Annotated in this window: 14 protein-coding genes; 10 read left to right on the forward strand and 4 right to left on the reverse strand. The window is 33.7% G+C overall.

The features are described 5' to 3' along the window. The first annotated feature begins 8 nt into the window (after positions 1 to 8). Complete coding sequence (locus ACM40_RS15800) at positions 9 to 1,217, forward strand: Ca2+-dependent phosphoinositide-specific phospholipase C (RefSeq protein WP_053077120.1); 1,209 nt, start codon at positions 9 to 11, stop codon at positions 1,215 to 1,217. A gap of 107 nt (positions 1,218 to 1,324) precedes the next feature. On the opposite strand, the gene ACM40_RS15805 is transcribed toward ACM40_RS15800, so the two are convergent. From ACM40_RS15805 to ACM40_RS15815, 3 genes are all read right to left on the reverse strand, one after another. After that, the gene (locus tag ACM40_RS15805) at positions 1,325 to 2,476 is read right to left on the reverse strand and encodes an FAD-dependent oxidoreductase (RefSeq protein ID WP_048503696.1); all 1,152 of its coding nucleotides are present in this window, start codon (positions 2,474 to 2,476) and stop codon (positions 1,325 to 1,327) included. Between the two features lie 24 nt (positions 2,477 to 2,500). Beyond that, positions 2,501 to 3,253, reverse strand: coding sequence for a helix-turn-helix domain-containing protein (locus ACM40_RS15810; RefSeq protein WP_048503697.1), 753 nt, complete (start codon positions 3,251 to 3,253; stop codon positions 2,501 to 2,503). A gap of 537 nt (positions 3,254 to 3,790) precedes the next feature. After that, entirely contained in the window at positions 3,791 to 4,210 is a 420-nt protein-coding gene (locus tag ACM40_RS15815; protein WP_228376195.1) for a fatty acid desaturase family protein, read from the reverse strand. 954 nt (positions 4,211 to 5,164) lie between these two features. Between ACM40_RS15815 and ACM40_RS15820 the strand changes: the two genes are divergently transcribed. The 8 genes from ACM40_RS15820 (at position 5,165) to ACM40_RS15855 (ending at position 14,901) form a co-directional block, all read left to right on the forward strand. Then, positions 5,165 to 6,736, forward strand: a complete 1,572-nt coding sequence (locus ACM40_RS15820) for a tetratricopeptide repeat protein (protein WP_048503698.1) — start codon at positions 5,165 to 5,167, stop codon at positions 6,734 to 6,736. Positions 6,737 to 7,227: 491 nt separating this feature from the next. Beyond that, positions 7,228 to 9,033: a hypothetical protein gene (locus tag ACM40_RS15825; protein WP_048503699.1), complete on the forward strand. Its 1,806-nt coding sequence runs from the start codon at positions 7,228 to 7,230 to the stop codon at positions 9,031 to 9,033. A 361-nt stretch (positions 9,034 to 9,394) separates the two neighbouring features. Then, positions 9,395 to 9,925 carry a hypothetical protein gene (locus tag ACM40_RS15830; protein ID WP_228376191.1) on the forward strand — a complete coding sequence of 177 codons (531 nt, stop codon included), beginning with the start codon at positions 9,395 to 9,397 and terminating at the stop codon, positions 9,923 to 9,925. Between the two features lie 254 nt (positions 9,926 to 10,179). Beyond that, the gene (locus tag ACM40_RS15835) at positions 10,180 to 10,530 is read left to right on the forward strand and encodes a helix-turn-helix domain-containing protein (protein ID WP_316932878.1); all 351 of its coding nucleotides are present in this window, start codon (positions 10,180 to 10,182) and stop codon (positions 10,528 to 10,530) included. 102 nt (positions 10,531 to 10,632) lie between these two features. Beyond that, positions 10,633 to 10,944: a hypothetical protein gene (locus tag ACM40_RS15840; protein ID WP_048503701.1), complete on the forward strand. Its 312-nt coding sequence runs from the start codon at positions 10,633 to 10,635 to the stop codon at positions 10,942 to 10,944. 141 nt (positions 10,945 to 11,085) lie between these two features. Then, positions 11,086 to 12,618 carry a tetratricopeptide repeat protein gene (locus ACM40_RS15845; RefSeq protein ID WP_083996878.1) on the forward strand — a complete coding sequence of 511 codons (1,533 nt, stop codon included), beginning with the start codon at positions 11,086 to 11,088 and terminating at the stop codon, positions 12,616 to 12,618. 1,227 nt (positions 12,619 to 13,845) lie between these two features. Then, entirely contained in the window at positions 13,846 to 14,199 is a 354-nt protein-coding gene (locus ACM40_RS15850) for an MliC family protein (protein WP_048503703.1), read from the forward strand. Positions 14,200 to 14,604: 405 nt separating this feature from the next. Further along, positions 14,605 to 14,901, forward strand: a complete 297-nt coding sequence (locus tag ACM40_RS15855) for a hypothetical protein (RefSeq protein ID WP_048503704.1) — start codon at positions 14,605 to 14,607, stop codon at positions 14,899 to 14,901. A gap of 744 nt (positions 14,902 to 15,645) precedes the next feature. On the opposite strand, the gene ACM40_RS15860 is transcribed toward ACM40_RS15855, so the two are convergent. Continuing rightward, a complete protein-coding gene (locus ACM40_RS15860) occupies positions 15,646 to 16,563 on the reverse strand; it encodes a hypothetical protein (RefSeq protein WP_048503705.1) in 918 nt (305 codons plus the stop codon). Between the two features lie 796 nt (positions 16,564 to 17,359). Here ACM40_RS15860 and ACM40_RS15865 point away from each other — a divergent pair. Next, positions 17,360 to 18,835 (forward strand): response regulator, encoded by a 1,476-nt coding sequence (locus tag ACM40_RS15865; RefSeq protein ID WP_048503706.1) that lies wholly within the window; start codon positions 17,360 to 17,362, stop codon positions 18,833 to 18,835.

Genomic DNA, 18,835 nt, shown 5'->3' on the forward strand with positions numbered 1-18,835 from the left:
ATTTTAACATGAAAAAAATAATACTATCCACATTCGGATTGTTATCGGTATTGGCAATAGCGCAGAATAAAAAAGAATTCAGCGGATATCCGAAAGATTTGAAAATTAATCAGATCCAGGTACTGGGAACTCACAACAGCTATGCAAAACCTGTAGATTCCAAAGTTTTGAAGATGGCAGGCAGCATTATGGAGAAATTCAAAGGTTCTTTTTTTGATAAAATGTCTGCAGAAGAAAAAGCCAAATTCCAGGAATATCATCCCAACGGACTTGATTTTGCTGAGGGCTTAAATTATAATCATCCCGATTTTAACGAGCAGCTTAATGCCGGTATGAGGAATATTGAAATTGATGTTTACTATGATCCTACAGGAAACAGATTCAATAAGCCTGCTTCTTACGAAATGCTGAAAAAGCAGGGCGTAACGGATCTTGCCCCTTTTTCTACGGAAGACCTGGATAAGCCGGGTTTCAAAGTAATGCATATTGCAGACCTGGATTTCAGAACCCATTACACTACTTTTAAAAAGGCACTTCAGGCTTTGAAAGACTGGTCTGATAAAAATCCTGATCATGTTCCCGTTTTCATTCAGGTTGAAGCCAAAGATTCCGGGCTTCCTATTTTCCCCAATCCTGCAGAAGTTCTTAAATTCGATCAGAAAGCATTTGACGATCTGGATCAGGAAGTACTTTCTGTATTGGGAAGAGATAAAATTATTGCCCCTGATGATGTTAAAGGAAAATATAAAACCCTCAATGAAGCGGTACTTCACCATAACTGGCCGACGGTAAATGATTCAAAAGGGAAATTTGTTTTTATACTGTTGCCTTCCAGTGCCGGAATCAGCAATAACGAATCTCCTTATTTATCAGGGCGTCCGGGCCTTAAAGGAAGAATGATGTTCATAGAATCTGCTCCGGGCAAAGATTATTCGGCTTTCATCCTTTATGATAATGCCATCGTAAGACAAAATGAGATTCAGAAGCTGGTAAAAGAAGGATACCTTGTGAGAACCCGTTCAGATATAGAAACGTATGAGGCAAAGGTAAACGATAGGACAAGGGAAAAAGCAGCGTTCAGCAGCGGGGCACAGGTTGTTTCCACAGATTTTTTCAGGAAAGGGAATGCCTATGGAACAGATTATTATGTTACGATGCCTAATGGTGAAACGGCAAGATGCAATCCTGTGAATTCTCCTAAAAACTGCCCTAAATAAATTCCGAACTTTAAGCATAAAAGCATTTTAGGAAAAACGGTTTATCAACATTGCTGATAAACCGTTTTTGTGTCTACAAATTCTGAACAGAATAATAATATTTACCATCAGATTTTATGTTCCACCTGATTAAAAAACGAAATCATTTGCTCCAATCCGTTTTTTGAGAACATTCTTTCCATATTTTCCAGAGTATCTTGTGTTGCTGCAGCTCCTCTTATAACCATATTCTTTTCAAAATGAGCGATGGCGGATTTAATATCAGAAAATGTATTGCCTGTTAAGCATTCGGCTAACTCAAACGCATCCTGCATGGCTACATTGGCGCCCTCGCCTGCGAAAGGCGGCATTTTGTGGGCAGCATCGCCAATCATGGTTAAATTTTCCTGAGTTTCCCAGGTTTGATTGAACGGATAATAATATTGAGGCCGCGGAGTAAAGTGAACGCTTTCATTGGTAAATAATTCCAGCCAATTTTCGCTCCAGTTTGAAAATTCCTGTTTAAACCAAGCGGTCACCTGTTCTTTATTGTTGAAATCAATTTTACTTTCGGAAAGCCAGTTTTCAGAAGTTTTGAAGGCCACTATAAACATAATTGAGCCGTCGCCTTTTGTACCGTAACCCAGCATTTTTTCATCATCAAAAGCCATTACTTTTCCAAAAGAAAAAAGTTGGGATGTGTTTTTTTCCACTTCGTAAATATCACCCTGAATCAGTGTAATACCTGAAAAAATAGCTTTAAGATCGCTAAGGTAAGGACGGATTTTTGAATTGGCTCCGTCGGCAGCAATTACCAAATCTGCATAAGCGCTTGTTCCGTTGCGGAAATGCAGAAGCCAGTCATTGTCCTGTTTTTCCATGGAAATAAAACGGCTGTCCCAGACAACGGTATCGGGCTGTAAAGAATTTAATAAAATATTACGCAATGGCGCACGGTCAATTTCCGGGCGGGTTTCGGAAATCGTTTTTGCAAAATTACGGTCGTCGAAATGGATGTTGAGCGACTTATCCGCCAATATCATTTTACTTGCTTCAGGACGGTGATGCTTATAAAATTCATCAAGCAAACCTGCACGTTTCAAAGCCTCCAAACCGGTTGTTTCGTGCAGATCCAGAGTGGAGCCCTGCACACGGACATTTCTGTTGAAGTCTCTTTCATAGACTTTAACATCAGCATTTTGCATTTGTAATAATCTCGCTAAGGTTAAGCCAGCCGGTCCGCCACCTACAATGGCGATTTTTTTATTTTGTATGAGCATAATTTTAAAATTGATGCTGCAAAATTATTTCTTGTCAGTTATTAAAAATTGTAAAAATCGGCGGTCTTTGTTTTTGAATAATTCTTTGGGCGAGGCACCTGAAAGTTTTTTGATTTCTTTGATGAAATGCGACTGATCGTAATAGTTCAGCTGCGGAAAAAGCTTGCCTTCCTTGATATGCGAAAGTGAAGCCTGAAAACGCAGAATGCTGCAATATGCCTTTAATGAAAGCCCGAATTGCTGATTGAAATATTGATTGATCTGTCTTGCGCTCCATGCTACTTTTTCCGAAAGCTCCTTCACTGAAATTTCGCCGTTGGTTGCCGTAATCAATTCAAACAATTGGCGTTTCCGGTTATCGATTTCTTTTGGTAAAAGCGATTGAATTTTTAGGGTGGCTTTTTCGCAGAACAAATCAAAATCATTTAAATCGCCGATGTTGAACCCCCAAAAATTATCTGGCAAAGATTTTCCTGTATTCAGAATGTCTGCGATAGAGTGGCGTAAAATATATTCTACGGCAAGCGGATTAAAATTAATGGCAAAAAAAGTTGAAATACTTTGCTCCGGTGTGATTTTAGGTTTTGTTTCCAGGCCTAAAAGCGAAATGTGAAATTGACCATCTGAGGTTTTATAAAAAGATAGATCAATTTTTCCGTTCGGAATAATCACGCCTTCGGTAATAGAAGACAGGTTTTGTATCGATGAAAAGCAATAGACGAAATCGGCAATCGACTGGTCGGGTTTGACGAGTTGATGTTGGGGGATATCATTCATTTTCCTGACTGGCTTATTTTTATACGGCTTAAGTGAACTTTTGTAACATCTAAATAAGAAACAATATCATGTTGCGGAATATGCTGAATAATATGAGAACATTCGTAGTATATTGTTTTTTTTAAAATCCAATAACCAACAACTCAAATTTGCATCCTTACAACTAATACTGCAACCCGTATCTCCACACGAGTATAAATTTAAGAAATATTGATCACCCATAAAATAGGTCTGTTCAATAAAAACGACTAAACCATATAATACTGTATCTCTCGAAAAATCCCAAACTAAAAATATTTTATCTTTTTGAGACAAATAGAAAAGAGTCTGATTTCAAAAGAGGGTACATTACCAAAGATTTGAAATGATTAAACGTAAACCATATGCTTTATAACATTTAAGAGACTTTAAATCAATTATTCATTAAAATATTGAATTGAATAAAGATGGAATTAGCATTTGATTTTTTTATCAAACTAGAAGTCTAAAAGCTTGGTTCCATTGGCACAAAAGTTAACAGGCATGCTTTGATTAAGATTAATCCACGGTTGCTTCCCTGCCAAATTTCTTCAGGATTAGAAAATGCGAGCGCAGCGCAGATAAAAAGCTCTTATTCTCAATGTACGGCAAATTGAATTCCAGAGCAGTCTTCTTCACAATGATGGAGATTTCGCCATAGTGAATGTGGCAGACCTTAGGAAACAGGTGATGCTCTATCTGCCTGTTAAGCCCGCCGAGAAAAAATGCCGCGAGCTTATTATGTGTTGCAAAATTCGCTGTGGTATACATCTGATGTTCTGCCCAGGCTTCTTCCATTTGCCCGGTTTCATTAGGCACAGGAAAATGGGTGCCTTCAACTACATGTGCCAACTGAAAAACCAGTCCCATTGTTAACCCTTCGGCAATATGTAAAAGCAGAAAGCCGATCAGAAACTGCCACCAGCTTACATCCAGCACCAATAGCGGCAATACAATAACAGGAAGTAATAAAGTGCTTTATAGAAAAATAAATTGAAATACTCTGACGTAGGATGCCTGTTTTGATGAGCGCCGATTTTTTTCTGGAAGAACTTCACATAATCCTTACGGAATACCCATGAAAGAGAGGCGAGACTGTAAAGTGGAAAGGCATACCAATGCTGATATCGCTAAATTGGATTCACTTTGCTTCTTCACACATGATAAAATTCTTAATATCTTGAGAGATCAATTCTACTGATATTATACTGAACTAATTAGGTATGACCACCTTTCTACATCGAAAATAAATTTATTTCCGAAAAATAGTTGGCAACTATCAACTATTTTTTATGTGGATTTCCAAGTTTACGCAGTCTGGGACAGGCTAAAAGGCTACAATGGCAAAATTATACTTTTTATTAAAGGCTGCACACAGCAGTTACATCTGTTCAATTGTTCCGTCTGAAATCTGAAGCAAGAGTAACAATCCACTTGATTATGGATTTAAATGCTTAATGAATTACAGAGCGTTATTTTAATTTTCATAGATGGATTTAATTTCTTTTGAATCAGAAAAATCGGCTGGTGACGCTGAAGTTAAACATGTAAAATTCCGGTAGGCGCTTCTTTAAATGGATTTCTGAAGCAGTTGATCCCTTATCTTTTTATCTCTAGTTTAATAGAAATAATATTTTTTAGTTTTGTAAAAAAACATGAATAAAATGGGAGTATTCTTTAAAGCTTTTATCTATTTCGGAAATAAGACATGGTTATTTCGGAATTGAATAAATTTAATATATTGAAAATCAAAGTATTAATGATTCTTTGTGAAAATAAACTCACGTTCTGCAAAACTAATTTAGTTAACTTTGTCAAAGCTATAATTTATGTCTCCAAATAGGGAAGTATCTAAAAGTGAATTTTTGAAATTTTCTACAAATAATAATCACAATGAATAAATTTATCTATTCCTTATTGGTCATATTATCATTAACGAAGATAATAAATGCTCAGTCGTTACCTGTAGATTTAACAAAGGAATTTATCAACATTTCAGCAATAGGAAATGGAGATTTTAATAAAGCCGAAAAGGATTACAAAAATTTAATAAATCTTTGTGAAGAAGAAAAACAATACAATATAATGTCCTTATGCTATGCTAACCTGGGATATATTTATCATGCTAAGGGAGACTTTGAAAAAGCAAAAGCTTATTTTGAAAAAGGAATAGAGGCAGGCAATAAATCTTTACAAAAATCCGGTGTAGCAAGTAATTTTGGGGGAATTGGCCAAATCTATCAAGAAATGGAAGCTCATGAAATGGGAAGAAGCTTTATCAATCAGGGAATAGATTTACTAGAAAAAAATAAAACAAATGATGAATTTCGTAATACTACGTTGGGAAATCTATACACATTTTTAAGCTTCTCCAAAATCAGTGTTCCCAATATAAAATATACGATCGCTGATAGTTTAAAAATTAGATTAAAACTCGTGGAAAAAGCTTTGAAATATTATAACGAAGCTCCTTTAAACTATTTTGATAGGCGCTCAGTAGGATATATTAATTTAGCATCTGTCCAGCAGGATATGAAACTTTATCATTCAGCTGTATTTAATCTTGGACAAGCACTAAAATATAACCATAAGAAAAAAAATATCCGTACTTATTCCCGTATTTACTTAGGTTTGGCTATGTCCTATCAAGGTATGGAGAAATATGACAGCGTAATATTCTATAGTTATAAATTTTTAAATCTTCAAAATAACAATGATGCGGCCGGACAGTTAGAGGCTTATGAATGCCTGGCAGATGCTTACAAAAGCACCAATCAGCAGAAATTAAGTGAAAAATATTATAATCAATATCTGGAATTAGACAATAAGCTAAATAAGAATAAGCTGAAATCAGTGGCAAAGGTCTATGAAGAAAACACTCAAAAGACAAAAAAGCTTGGCCAATATAATATAATGATCATTAATATTTCATTTTTTATTCTCATATTATTGCTAGGCAGCACATTTTATATGAGAAGCAAGTACAGGAAAGAGAAAAAACTGTTTTCTGACTTCCGTAACCAGTTAAATGAAATAAAAGTACTCCCTGAAACCAATAGAGTTTTAAAAAATAATATTAAACTCACGGAAGCAATAAGCAACAGTACTGAATTGCATATTTTGAATGGATTGAAAGAATTTGAAAATAATTTGCAGTTTATACAAAAAGGAATTACCCAGGGAAATCTTGCTTCTGAACTACAAACCAATGTGAGATATCTATCTGAGATTATAAAAAAATATAAAGCAGAAAACTTTAATTCATATATTAATAATCTAAGAATAAATTATATAATTCATAAAATAGAAACGGAATCATTATATAGGAAATATAAAATAAGTTATCTGGCAGAAGCTTGTGGCTTTCCAACATCTGCTTCATTTACAAAAATATTTAAAGAAATAACGGGATTAACGCCATCTTCCTATTTGGTTTTGCTTTCTAAAGAAAAAGATTTGGATTAACGGATAATATTAGCCTTTCTTTTTTAAATATCAATGCAATTTTCTCCTCTCTCCATTTTTCCGTGTTTCATTTATCCGATTGAATTTAAACTGATCTGTTTGGTGTTTGGCAGATTCGGGTTGATAATTTTTATTGTCCGGAAGTGAGAATCACAATGAATGCAATAAACTAAAACAGCCTGTCTGGTGAGAAGTATTCAACTGAAATCTTCCAGTTAAAAATATGTCTTTTATAACGGTCTTTTCATTTTTATGTATTTGGGTGGTGAGTTATAATATATTGTATACTAATGTTTTATTTTGAATTTATACGTGGTGAATATCGGAAATAACTACTGCTTATTTCGGAAAATTATATATCAATACCGCGGACTTTATGAGGATAAGTATCAATTTTGCAAACATAAAGCAGTTACGAAAATAACTTATGAAGTATAAAATATCCACACGAAAAATGATATTTCAATTTAAACACAAAATTATAAACACAAATGAAAAAAATAGGATTATTATGTCTTTTTTGGGCTGAAATAATATCGGCTCAAACAGCTTTTACTGCAACCACAACCAATACTACAGGAAGCAGTACCTCTTACAATGCAACTATTGAGAATCCTTCTTCCAGCAGTCTTACTTCAACGTTTACGGTAGGCAAAAGTTTTCCGCACAATTTTCTGGGGACTAAAAATAGAAAACTGACAGGTATTACCATCGATGGTAAGAATTATTTGGTAGGCCCTGATGCTCCTCAAGTTTATATCAGGCGTAATTCTGCAAGTGGTCAGGTTGGCCCGAACTCCGGTAACCAGGCTATACCCTGGAATGACAAACAAATATTTTATGCTGAAGGTTCGGTTGATACCACTAATAAAACCATCAATGCGGTGACAAGCTATCCCGGAGTTGTAAATTCAACTGATCAGCCGATTTTGAGCTTACTTACTAATGCCTATATTAATACAGGAATTGATAATTTATTCAATAATACTGAAAGTCCTGTAACAAATGGTGATTCAAATGCTAATAATATTGAACGTGTTGATTTTATATACTCTACTCCGGTAAAAATTACTGCTAATAATATAACGAGTGGGGGAATTGTAATTTCAAACCGTGGTAATAATGATGATCCGGTTACTTTTTCGGCCATAAGAAATTTATCTGAGGGAAGTAATACAGGATCAGGAACCAACTTTATTTATTCAAATATTATAAAACTCAATAGCAATTGGACGCAAAAAAGTATTAACGGAGGTGCTTTCGTTAACCTTTCAGCTTCCAGTACTGAAATCTATTCCATGTCTTCTGTCATTACCTATAGGGAAAGAGATACAGATGGGGCATTAAACGATAAAACCTCTACTAATAATCCTTCTGCTGACAATGTGCTTGGAAAACAAATCATTTACGGCTTGTTCTTTTCTTTTCAGGATCTGGGGCTAAAGGTAGGTGATAATTTTTATGGGATTTCAACTGCCGGAGGAGATTTTCCAGCCACTGCAGGTGGTACTGAAATGAACAGCTATCTTGATCCTCAGAACTTTCCTTTAAAAACCAATGTTATTGACGGAGGTGTTGACCTTGTTGTAAATGGATTATTTTACCTACTGAATGTTACCGGCAATGTTTGGAATGATATAAATTCCAATGGTGTCAAGGACAATGCTGAACCTTATACCAATGCCGGGGGATTAAATACGGTACTGGTAAATTCTTCCAATACAGTTTTAGATGTGGCTGCGGTAGATGCATCCACAGGTAATTACAAACTAAATAATTTAGCTTTTAATACATCTGGATACAAGATCATTCTTACTACAAACCATCCTGCCATTGGAAGTACATATGCTTCAGGAGCTTCTTTACCTCCTTATTGGGTGAATACGGCAGATGCGGTGGATCCATCCAATACAGCTGTTCAGGGAATCGAACTGGGAGTTATTGAATTAAGCACCCAAACCAATGATGTCACCAACCAAAATTTTGGAATAAAATTAACATATTGTTTCAAGCCAGCTGCAACTTCTGGGGCGACTTTACCTACTAAATTTGGTATCACCTCATTAGGCCGAGCGGGGGAAGACAATAAAGCTAATTGGCCAATGGTAAGAACCGGTGCATGGGCGGCTTTAGAATCTAAAACAAAAGGCTTTGTCATCAACAGGCTTACTTCTGCACAAAAAAACGCGCTTATTCCCGTGGAGGGCATGATGGTATATGATACCGATCTTGACTGTTTAAGCATATATAATGGCACGATGTGGAGATGTTATAGTAATCCTACTTGCCCTGATTAATCAGCACTTAAGAAAACACAATGATTTATATAGTATCAGTTCATGATGCCTTTAGTTTTTCTCCCCGGTCTTACGGGGAGGAAATAAAAGGTCTCTTTTCCAAGAGGTTCTAGCTGGTCATTCATTTGAGTTTGAAAATAACACTTAATAAAGTGAAAAAAATATGTACAAGAAAATGTATAAGATTTTTAAAGCCGGATAAATCCGTATCTAATAACACAATGATGAATCTATATAGTATCAGTTCATGATGCCTTTAATTTTTCTCCCCGGCCTTACGGGGAGGAAATAAAAGGTACTCTTTTCCAAGAGGTCTAATTAGTAATTTATTAAATTTTAAAAGAACAACTTAAATAAAATTATGATGAAAAAAATAAGCCTTGTAAAATGTTTTTCTATTTTTTCCATATCTCTTTCCTGCCAGGTATTCTGTCAGGTAGCATTAGGTAAAGCCTCTGTTTCCAATTCATCGGTTTCTCTGGAATTTGCAGACACTGAACCCAAAGGGTTGATTCTGCCTTGGGTCACATCAACAACAGACGTTACAGGAGCAGTTAACGGAACTCTTGTTTTTGACACTTCAGATAAAAAAGCAAAAGTGAAACTGGTTTCCGGATGGAAAGATCTTAGTTTAGAAACAAATGGTGCTGTTAACACCTCATTACAAGATCCTATAACAGAAAATTCCAAAGCAAAAGTTACTGTAGGAACTCCTTCTTCCACACCGGGGATTTTAGTGTTGGAAGATAGCAGTAAAGCAATGATACTTCCCAAAGTAGTTAATCCGCATCTCAATATTATCAATCCTTCTCCGGGAATGATGGTATATGATACTGTTTCCAAACTTTTGTGTTTTTTTAATGGAAGTGTATGGACATTCTGGAAATATTAGATTAATATAAAAATTATGGAATTTTTAAAAGAATTTAAGGAGCTCGGCTTGACACAAGATAGAATTGACTTAGCGATAGCCATAATGGGTGAATCTGTATTTGGTAATTCTCATTCAGAGAGTAATCTCGTAAACTTTAAGCACGACCATAATATATAAATTAAATGTTCAAAAATATTCATATCGGTAGCTTAATACTTGCAAAGTGGAAAGAAAATAATATTTCGATGGAGCGAACAATCAATTTCTTACAAATGGGTGAGATAGAAATAGAAAAGATATTCTTACAAAAATCACTGGATTCTGAACTTCTTTTGAGATGGAGCAAATTGTTAGAGTACGATTTTTTCAGACTATATTCTCAACATTTGATATTGTACTCTCCTCCGAATAAAAATAGTCTAGGTGAAAAAAAGAAAAAACCCGCATTGCCTCAGTTCCGAAAAAATATATATTCAAAAGAATTAATCGATTTCATTCTTGAATTGATAGAAAAAGGGGAAAAGACTCATCAACAGATCGTAGATGAATACAGAATTCCTAAAACAACTTTGTATAAATGGATGGTCAAGTACAATCCTAATGAAAGGAATAAAAATGAATAACATGCAGAGAGCCGGTGGAAAGTAAATCGGATTTTTATCATTTGATCAGGGAAAACTAAAAAAAATTTTGAAAAACAGGATAAACGATGAGTTGTTAAAATTATGAAAAGACCCGATTATAAACTTATTTACAGCGATATTATTGCTAATAAACACTTAGATAAAAAAGAAAAATGCGAAGTAATACTTCGAAAAAAAGAATTAACCTTGCTGGATGTGATTGCTCTTAATAACATTATTTCTGAACCTGCGGATAAAGATGTTAATCAAAAGTTTCGTTCTTATGATAAAGATTCAATCTTAAAAATTTTAGATTATCAGAAAAAACATCGTTTAAATAATACACAATTAGCACTTCATTTTAACTTAAGTCGGAATACTGTAGCCAAATGGAAGAAAATATTTTTGGTCTAAAAAATAAATACCAGTTGTATAATAATACAGATGGTGTATATATAACTTAATATGGAATTTTTTCACATATTATTTTAACTATCAGAACTACTTCTCACCAGAGTGATAATTTAAGATCTAGCATGTGCAAAAAAACTCAAAATGGATAGAAAAGTATTAACCTTATTTATGATGTTGCTTATAATCTATTGCCCAAGTCAACAAAATTCGACAGATTTGGTAAAGCAATATATTTTAAACGAAAAACTGTATAATACGGGAAACTATAAAGAAACAGAAAAAAGATACCAGAAATTAATTATAAGCTCCGTAAAAGAAAAAAATTATAATATAGCTGCGCTATCGTATAATATTATTGGTCGTATTTATTTAAATAAAGGGAATTATGAAAGAGCAAGAAATTATTTTGAAAAGGGACTGGAGCTTGGGAAAAAATCAAAGCAAAAGTCCGGTGCAGGTATCAACCAGGGGTTTATTGGATCTATATATCACGATTTAGAATCTGATGATAGCAGAAAGTATATTACAGATGCTATTTCACTTGTAAAAGAAAGTGAAGATGATATTTTTAAGGATCTGGTTTTAGGGCATCTGTATACCAAATTAGGTTTTTCAACAATCCATCATAAGGATAGTATTACAATGCGGTTGGATTACCTGTTTACGGCTTTGGACTATTATAAAAAAATTCCTAAAAAATATTTTAACAATAATCGGTATTTTTCCCAGACATATACGAATATTGCCATGCTCGAATATAAGGTAAAGCCTGCTGATACTGTAATCTCTCATCTTAAAAAAGCAGGATATTATAACAAGTATGCCGAAACCCCTTACATTTTTGGTTTTATTGGTACTGAGCTCGCCCGTAATTATCTAAGGAAAAAAGATTATGATAGTGCCATATATTATGGCAATATTGCTCTAAAATATTTGAGTATTGGAACCCATAAACAAAAAATCCTCGAAACTTATCAATATTTAAGCTATGCTTATGAAAATACTAAGCAACATGAACAAGCCCAGCAATATTATATCAAGTTTAAGAATAATGAAGATCAAATCAACAAGGACAAATTAAAATCCTTTGTACAGATTTATAAAGAAAATAGTACAAAAAAAGATAAAGAAAATTTTCGGGAGCAGATTATCAATTTCTTTTTTTACTTTTTGTCAGCTCTTTTAATCATTTTTTTTATTTTAAGAAAAAAAGCTGATAAAATTTCGGTTGCCTCCGGTAATGAAGTAAAGATTGAGAAAGAAGTGAGCGAAAGTACAAGTATTCCAGGTAATAAGATAGAAGAAGCGATTAGTTATGAAACCGAATCCCAAATTTTGAAAAGGCTCGATAAGTTTGAGGATAAACTTCATTTTTTACAAAAGGGAATAACTCAGGGCAAATTGGCAGCACAAGTGGATACAAATGTTAGGTATTTGTCCATTGTCATCAAAAAGTATAAAGCTGAAAACTTCAACGCTTACTTAAATACTTTGAGAATTAAATATATTATAGGAAAACTTAAGAATGACAAGGAATATAGAAGATATAAGGTCAGATGTCTAGCCGATGAATGCGGGTATTTTACAGTAGCTTCTTTCACAAAAATTTTTGGAGAAATTACAGGGTATACTCCTTCGGCCTATATTGCCTTTTTAAATGATTCAGACCTGTAGTTTTAAAAAATATGATTCTATGGATCAATTACATTGCTCGACATTGAAGATGAAAAAAATCTGAGAAAATGATACATGTGAATTTACCTGATTAAAGGCTATGCTAATGAAAATTAGCCTGAAAAGATACTTTTCCCAAAAAATCTTTGAGAGGTATGGGATATACATCTAAAAATCAATAATATAGTACTGGAAGGGCTTTTGAATAATGACCTCATATTCAATCTCTCTGAAAAAACCGCTGTAAATCTTTACAGTGGTTTTATTTTTCAGGTTTACTTAATTGCTGTTTTCAAACAAGTATTACATTATTTTCGCGCTGGTTATAAAGCTGTGCTTGTAGCATTTTGAACAAAAAAACAAGACCCTAAAGGATTTTTGAAAAATCTTCAGAGTCTTGAAGTGAAATAACAAAACTAAAAAAAATGAAAAAAAAATATTTCTTTGTACAAAAGGTACCTGGCATGGCGCTCCTCCAAATATCCTTTTATTAACGGGTTTGAGTTTTGCTGCCCTGCAGTTTTAAATTGATAATTTAAGACTAGAGGATTATTATAGATCTCGTAAGCAAAAAAAAGCCAATTTATTGAATTGTAAAATGTAAGGTTGTATTAATTTTCGAAATTAGGTGTTGTAATTTCGAAAACAGTATAGGTATGTAATATTATTTTTATTAAAAAATGATCATTCAATAATGCTAATCAGGAGGCTTCGGAAAAGAAAAGTGTAGCAAGATGCTATTCTGCTATTGAAGAAATTTTGGAAATAATGAAAACAGGCCGATAATATTTTTTCGGACTATCAAAAAAAATGAATGACCAGATAGGTGATCATTCATAAAACGTGTATTATGAAAGATCAAACATTCGTGAAAGACTGATTAGGTTTATTTTCAATCTGTGTCCTGATGTTATAATCTGAAATATAGATAGATATAAAAAAAATATTGTTTTCTTTTTTTCGGAAAAAAATAGAATTTAATTCGGAAATCAACTTATTAATAGTCTGTTTGTATTAGATGGTAAAATATCTTTGCAAATAAATAATATAAAATTACACTTAACGGCTAACAGTATGAAAAGGTAAAATTGTTATACAGTAATTTAGGCTCCCATACTTCTTTAGATATCAATTTATTACCGATGCTTAAAATTTCCTGTGTTTTTGATGGTAAATATACGAGCAGAAGGGATTCCGGAAAATGGTTAAATTTCTAAAAATAATTATATGAAACAACAATTTTTTATTGCTAGTTTAGCATTCACATTACTTGCTATGGCATCATGTACCAAGGAAACAAAACAATCCGTGCCTGAAACTGAAACAACCGATGAGAATAAGAGTGTAAAAGATGAGATTGTAGAAAGCACGGCTACAGATAGCCAGGGCAAAATCATTAAAATGTCCTTCAATAATACTAAAGATGTAGTCACTGTATCATTTGAAGGTATTCCCATTGAAATGAAATCGCAGAAACCGGCTTCTGGTATATGGTATTCTAACGATCATTATGAACTTAGGGGGAAAGGAAGTGAAGTAGAGTTATCTAAAGATGGAAAAATAATATTCGAAGGGAAGTAGAATTGGGAATATTGTGATCATTCCACTGTTAAAGATAAACTATTATACCAATTTTTTATCGTTGGTCCCGGAAACTCCGGGACTATTTTTTTATGTGAAAAATTTTTTACTTACTCTTGTCTGATTTATTCCGCTCCTGACATCACTTATTCACATTATGCAATGATTGATTTGTTAAAACAAGAATACCTTGTAAATTAATATCTTCATTATTATAAAATGATCATAAAATCATGTGATCTGTATTTACTTGTGATGTATTTCTGAATTACAACATTATTTTTTTCGAAACCAATATTACAATACTTTTTACTATTTATCCAGCGAACCTATCTTAGCTAAAATGATGACTCAGTTACTTATATCATAAAAAAACTAAACTATTAAAGCCTAAACATAATTACAATGAAAAATTATAGAAAGATTGAAATTATTGGATTTGAAGAAAGCAGTGAACCTGAAATCCGGATTTACAAGGATGGACATATAAAGCTTATATTCAGTTATATGCCTCCATTAAATAGTGAAATAGGCGTTGATAATTTTGAATATTGGGAATCGTTTGAAAATGTATTATCTGAGCATTTGGATGTTTTAATTACCAGGGACGATGATGAAATATTCATTATTAAGCATCCGGAAGAAGATACTGTTGAAAAACTGAAAATATTTTTAGAAAATTATTGGATTGAGATTCATTGAGTAACGGGTAAAACACAAGGAATACATATTGAATATGTTTTCCCCCTGCATTCTCTGTAATAAAAGATCATAATTTCTTTTCTTCAAAAGGGATGGAGTTTGGTAAATGTTTGTAGCTGGTCTATATAATATTATTCCAATAGCGTTAGAAGCGAATTTAAGGATTTCTCTATGAAGATTTGATTCGGAAATAAAGTTAGGAATAGGAACTCCAAATGTAAAAATGACAAGAAGATGGATATATTCGCGGAATGAGATCTTATACAATATACAGCAGCTATACAATCTCAATATTCCGGGACCGATGATGTAACCCGGTTAACGTGGCTTATTAAATAGTACAATACTTTTTCTCACTTCATATTGACTATGATGAAACATTTTATATGGAATCATCATAGTTTTTTATTTTGCATTTATTCTGTTTTATTCCTGTTCTTGGTTCATCAGCTTTGATATGGGAGATAGTGTATATCGTTATTTACAAAAATTAAAGGTAAACTGGTATGTGTAGTTCTGAATGCTGAAGAAATATAGCCATTGTTTTACTAACCTACATTTAAAAACATCTTGTTCTAAGCGTGAGAAATGTGGTATAACAGTAAATTTCTATAGTGTAATTGTAATTAAGATTTACATTTTGAGATGATTGAACATAGTGTATTGTCAAAATTATGTAGCTCTTATAATCGTCGGAAGGGCAAGACGTTGCCAGACTTTGAGTTAAACACTTAGTCTGGATTATCAATCAATTTTTAAAATTTGATTCATCTTTACACTTATATTATTGGGCAATCCCTGGGATCCTGCTGTATCCACCCCAAATACCACTTTATATCCTTTATGTTCTAAATTATTATCTGGAATTGTTGAAAAAAATATACTAAAAGGAGCAACATGCCCGGTGTTTAATCCACCTGGAACTACTATTGACTGTGTGAAAATATGGCCTCCCGTATCGTTATCAAGAATATCAATGGTAAAGTATCTGGTTTGTAAGGGAGGTGTATTTCCCATTAAATACTCAAAACTTATTCTATAAAATGTGGGTGAGCCTGATTGTTTTTTTTCAATGAGTAGGGCTCCATTATCCCCTGTATCAGAAGAAATAACATCTTCTGCTGTTTGAGTAGTTGAAGACCAAACACCAAGATCATATGTAGGGGAAATTGTGACCCCTGCGTTCTGCATGAGTAGCCCATAGGATTGTACACCGTTAAGAATCAGATGACTACTCTGATTTAATTGAACAAGTACTCCTGTGAGATTATTTGAATTGGCTTCGTTATTTTCCCCGAAAGCAAATACCCATTTAATTCCATCGAACATATAATATCCTGACTTATTAACATTGATAGTCTTGGGTGTAATCGGATTATTTGCTTTTTCTGTAACATATACTAATGCTCCAACCTGATCTGTATTATATACATTGTCTTTGGCCTTGAGCTGATCCCCCGTTAGCCTGGGTGCTATAATTCCATCAGGAGCGAGCATATTATTGGGGTTGCTGTTGATATCTAATGTTGCTTTAGGTGTTTGTGTATTTATTCCTACTTGGCAATTGACCTTTTCACAAAATAAAATACAAATGACAGTAAGAAGATACCTGAAGCTATTGTACAAAATATTTATTGTAATGAATAAATTCACAGAAGTCATAGCTGTATTTATTTAAATGTTATAGATTTTTATTTGAAATGAATAGAGAATTCTATAGTCTGAATGAATTGGAGCTATTATATTGGGACAAATATCAACATAATTTCAACATAATTTTTTTTTTGGATAGCTCTATTTCCGAAATACACTAATATCAATTATCTTAATGAACATCACAAAATTGTTAGTTTGCCCATTTATAAACTGAGAAGTAATAGCGTATTTTACAACTAATAATCATGATACTTTTGTTTAGATAAAGTATGATATTGAAAATAATATTTTTTGTCATCATTTTCGGAAATAGAAAAATTTTAAAATATTGAAAATAGAATAGTATCTATGGTTAGACATAACATGTTAAGGGATCAGCAGACTGGGAATCAACAGCAAAGGAGATCTCAAAAAGGGAGAAAAATTACGGTAAAGAAAACGGAGCTTCCGATAATCCGGTTTGATTCAGCCTTCCAGTTCGATCGACGGGCAGTCTGATATTTCAATTAGCCAGTCTTATTCCGGTATTGCATTGCATTTATTACAGGAATGGTTAGTGTTTCTGCAATCTTAGGCCATTTTTAAAATAAGTCCACTTATACAGTATCATTTAAATAATAGATTAATGCTTTTTTTGAATATAATAAAATTTCAGCATTATTTTTTTTAAAAATTGATTTATAAGTATATACGTGTGGTATGTAGACGTAAAATGATTAAAAAAATAAATGTTTTTCGGAATTTTGTAAGTATTTTTGGCGGTACTTAAATAAAAATCAACCCACAAGTACTGATTCATCCTATGATTTTAATTGTTGATGACAACCAAAGCAATCTTTATTCTCTAAAAAAACTGCTGGAATCCAAAGATTTTCAGGTAGATACAGCCAATTCCGGAGAAGAGGCATTAGGAAAAGCAATAAAAAATAATTATGCACTGATTATTCTGGACGTGCAGATGCCGGGGATGGATGGATTCGAAGTAGCGGAAACATTGGCCGACTACAGCAAAACAAAAGAAGTTCCCATTATATTTTTATCCGCAGTAAATACCGAAAAAAAATTCATCACCCGCGGATATGCCTCAGGAGGAAAAGACTATGTCACCAAACCTGTAGATCCTGAAATTTTATTGCTTAAAGTTAAAACCTTTTATAATCTCCAGGAGCAGAATCTTGCCATGAAAAAGACCCAGCAGAGCCTGGAACTGGAAGTTAAGGGAAGAAGAGAATCTCAGGTGACCATGAAATCCCGCATTGACCATCTGCAGCTGATGCTTGAGTCATTGCCGCAGATTGCTTTTACCCTTAACGAAGACGGGAATATAGAATTTGTCAACTGTAAATGGTATCAGTACTCAGACAGCGACGTGGATTTTCCAGAAGTACATCCTGATGACCATAATATCAGGGAAGAATTTGAACGTAGCAGAAAAAGAAATAAGGCCCTCGAACTTGAGGTACGAATAAAAAAAGTTGATTCAGAGGAATACAGATATCATCTCCTGCGGGTAACCCCGGTAAACGACGGGAACGTCATAAAAAACTGGATAGGTACCTTTACAGATATTGATGATCAGAAAAAGATTGAAAAAGAAAAAGATGAATTCCTGAGCATTGCCAGCCATGAGCTGAAAACACCTTTAACAAGTATAAAAGCTTACGTTCAGCTGCTGGACCGTAAATTAAAACTGGACAAGCAGAGCGCAGAAGCAGGCTTCATGGATAAAGTTCAGGACCAGATTGAAAAACTGAATACCTTGATTACCGACCTTCTTGATGTTTCTAAAATAGAAAATGGCAAGCTTAAAATCAACAGGAAACCAACCAGCCTTGAAAACCTTATCAGCAGTGCTGTTGAAACCATTATCCAGACCCATGACGAAAACAAAGTCAAGATAAAAAGACATGGCATAAATCCCGAAATCCTCATCCCTCTGGATGAAATACGCATAGAGCAGGTTCTTATTAATTTCCTTACCAATGCCATCAAATATTCTCCCCAGAATAACCAGATTATCGTTACCACTTTTGTAGACGAAGAAAAAGACGAAGTAAAAGTGAGTGTTACAGATTTCGGAATCGGAATCCCTGATTTTAAGCAGGACGCTGTTTTCCGTAAGTTCTACCGTGTAGAAGAATCTTCCCTGCAGTTTCAGGGAATGGGAATCGGGTTGTTTATCTGTTCAGAGATCATTAAGCAGCACCATGGAACCATTGGAGTGTCCAGTAAAGTAGAAGAAGGATCAACCTTCTATTTCACCTTACCTTTAAACTAA

The organism is Chryseobacterium sp. BLS98, from assembly GCF_001045445.1.
GTDB lineage: Bacteria > Bacteroidota > Bacteroidia > Flavobacteriales > Weeksellaceae > Chryseobacterium.

Coding starts and splice junctions, on each gene's coding strand:
- ACM40_RS15800 (WP_053077120.1), top strand. CDS start 9: ATGAAAAAAATAATACTATCCACATTCGGATTGTTATCGGTATTGGCA.
- ACM40_RS15805 (WP_048503696.1), bottom strand. CDS start 2,476: ATGCTCATACAAAATAAAAAAATCGCCATTGTAGGTGGCGGACCGGCT.
- ACM40_RS15810 (WP_048503697.1), bottom strand. CDS start 3,253: ATGAATGATATCCCCCAACATCAACTCGTCAAACCCGACCAGTCGATT.
- ACM40_RS15820 (WP_048503698.1), top strand. CDS start 5,165: ATGAATAAATTTATCTATTCCTTATTGGTCATATTATCATTAACGAAG.
- ACM40_RS15825 (WP_048503699.1), top strand. CDS start 7,228: ATGAAAAAAATAGGATTATTATGTCTTTTTTGGGCTGAAATAATATCG.
- ACM40_RS15830 (WP_228376191.1), top strand. CDS start 9,395: ATGATGAAAAAAATAAGCCTTGTAAAATGTTTTTCTATTTTTTCCATA.
- ACM40_RS15835 (WP_316932878.1), top strand. CDS start 10,180: ATGGGTGAGATAGAAATAGAAAAGATATTCTTACAAAAATCACTGGAT.
- ACM40_RS15840 (WP_048503701.1), top strand. CDS start 10,633: ATGAAAAGACCCGATTATAAACTTATTTACAGCGATATTATTGCTAAT.
- ACM40_RS15845 (WP_083996878.1), top strand. CDS start 11,086: ATGGATAGAAAAGTATTAACCTTATTTATGATGTTGCTTATAATCTAT.
- ACM40_RS15850 (WP_048503703.1), top strand. CDS start 13,846: ATGAAACAACAATTTTTTATTGCTAGTTTAGCATTCACATTACTTGCT.
- ACM40_RS15855 (WP_048503704.1), top strand. CDS start 14,605: ATGAAAAATTATAGAAAGATTGAAATTATTGGATTTGAAGAAAGCAGT.
- ACM40_RS15860 (WP_048503705.1), bottom strand. CDS start 16,563: ATGACTTCTGTGAATTTATTCATTACAATAAATATTTTGTACAATAGC.
- ACM40_RS15865 (WP_048503706.1), top strand. CDS start 17,360: ATGATTTTAATTGTTGATGACAACCAAAGCAATCTTTATTCTCTAAAA.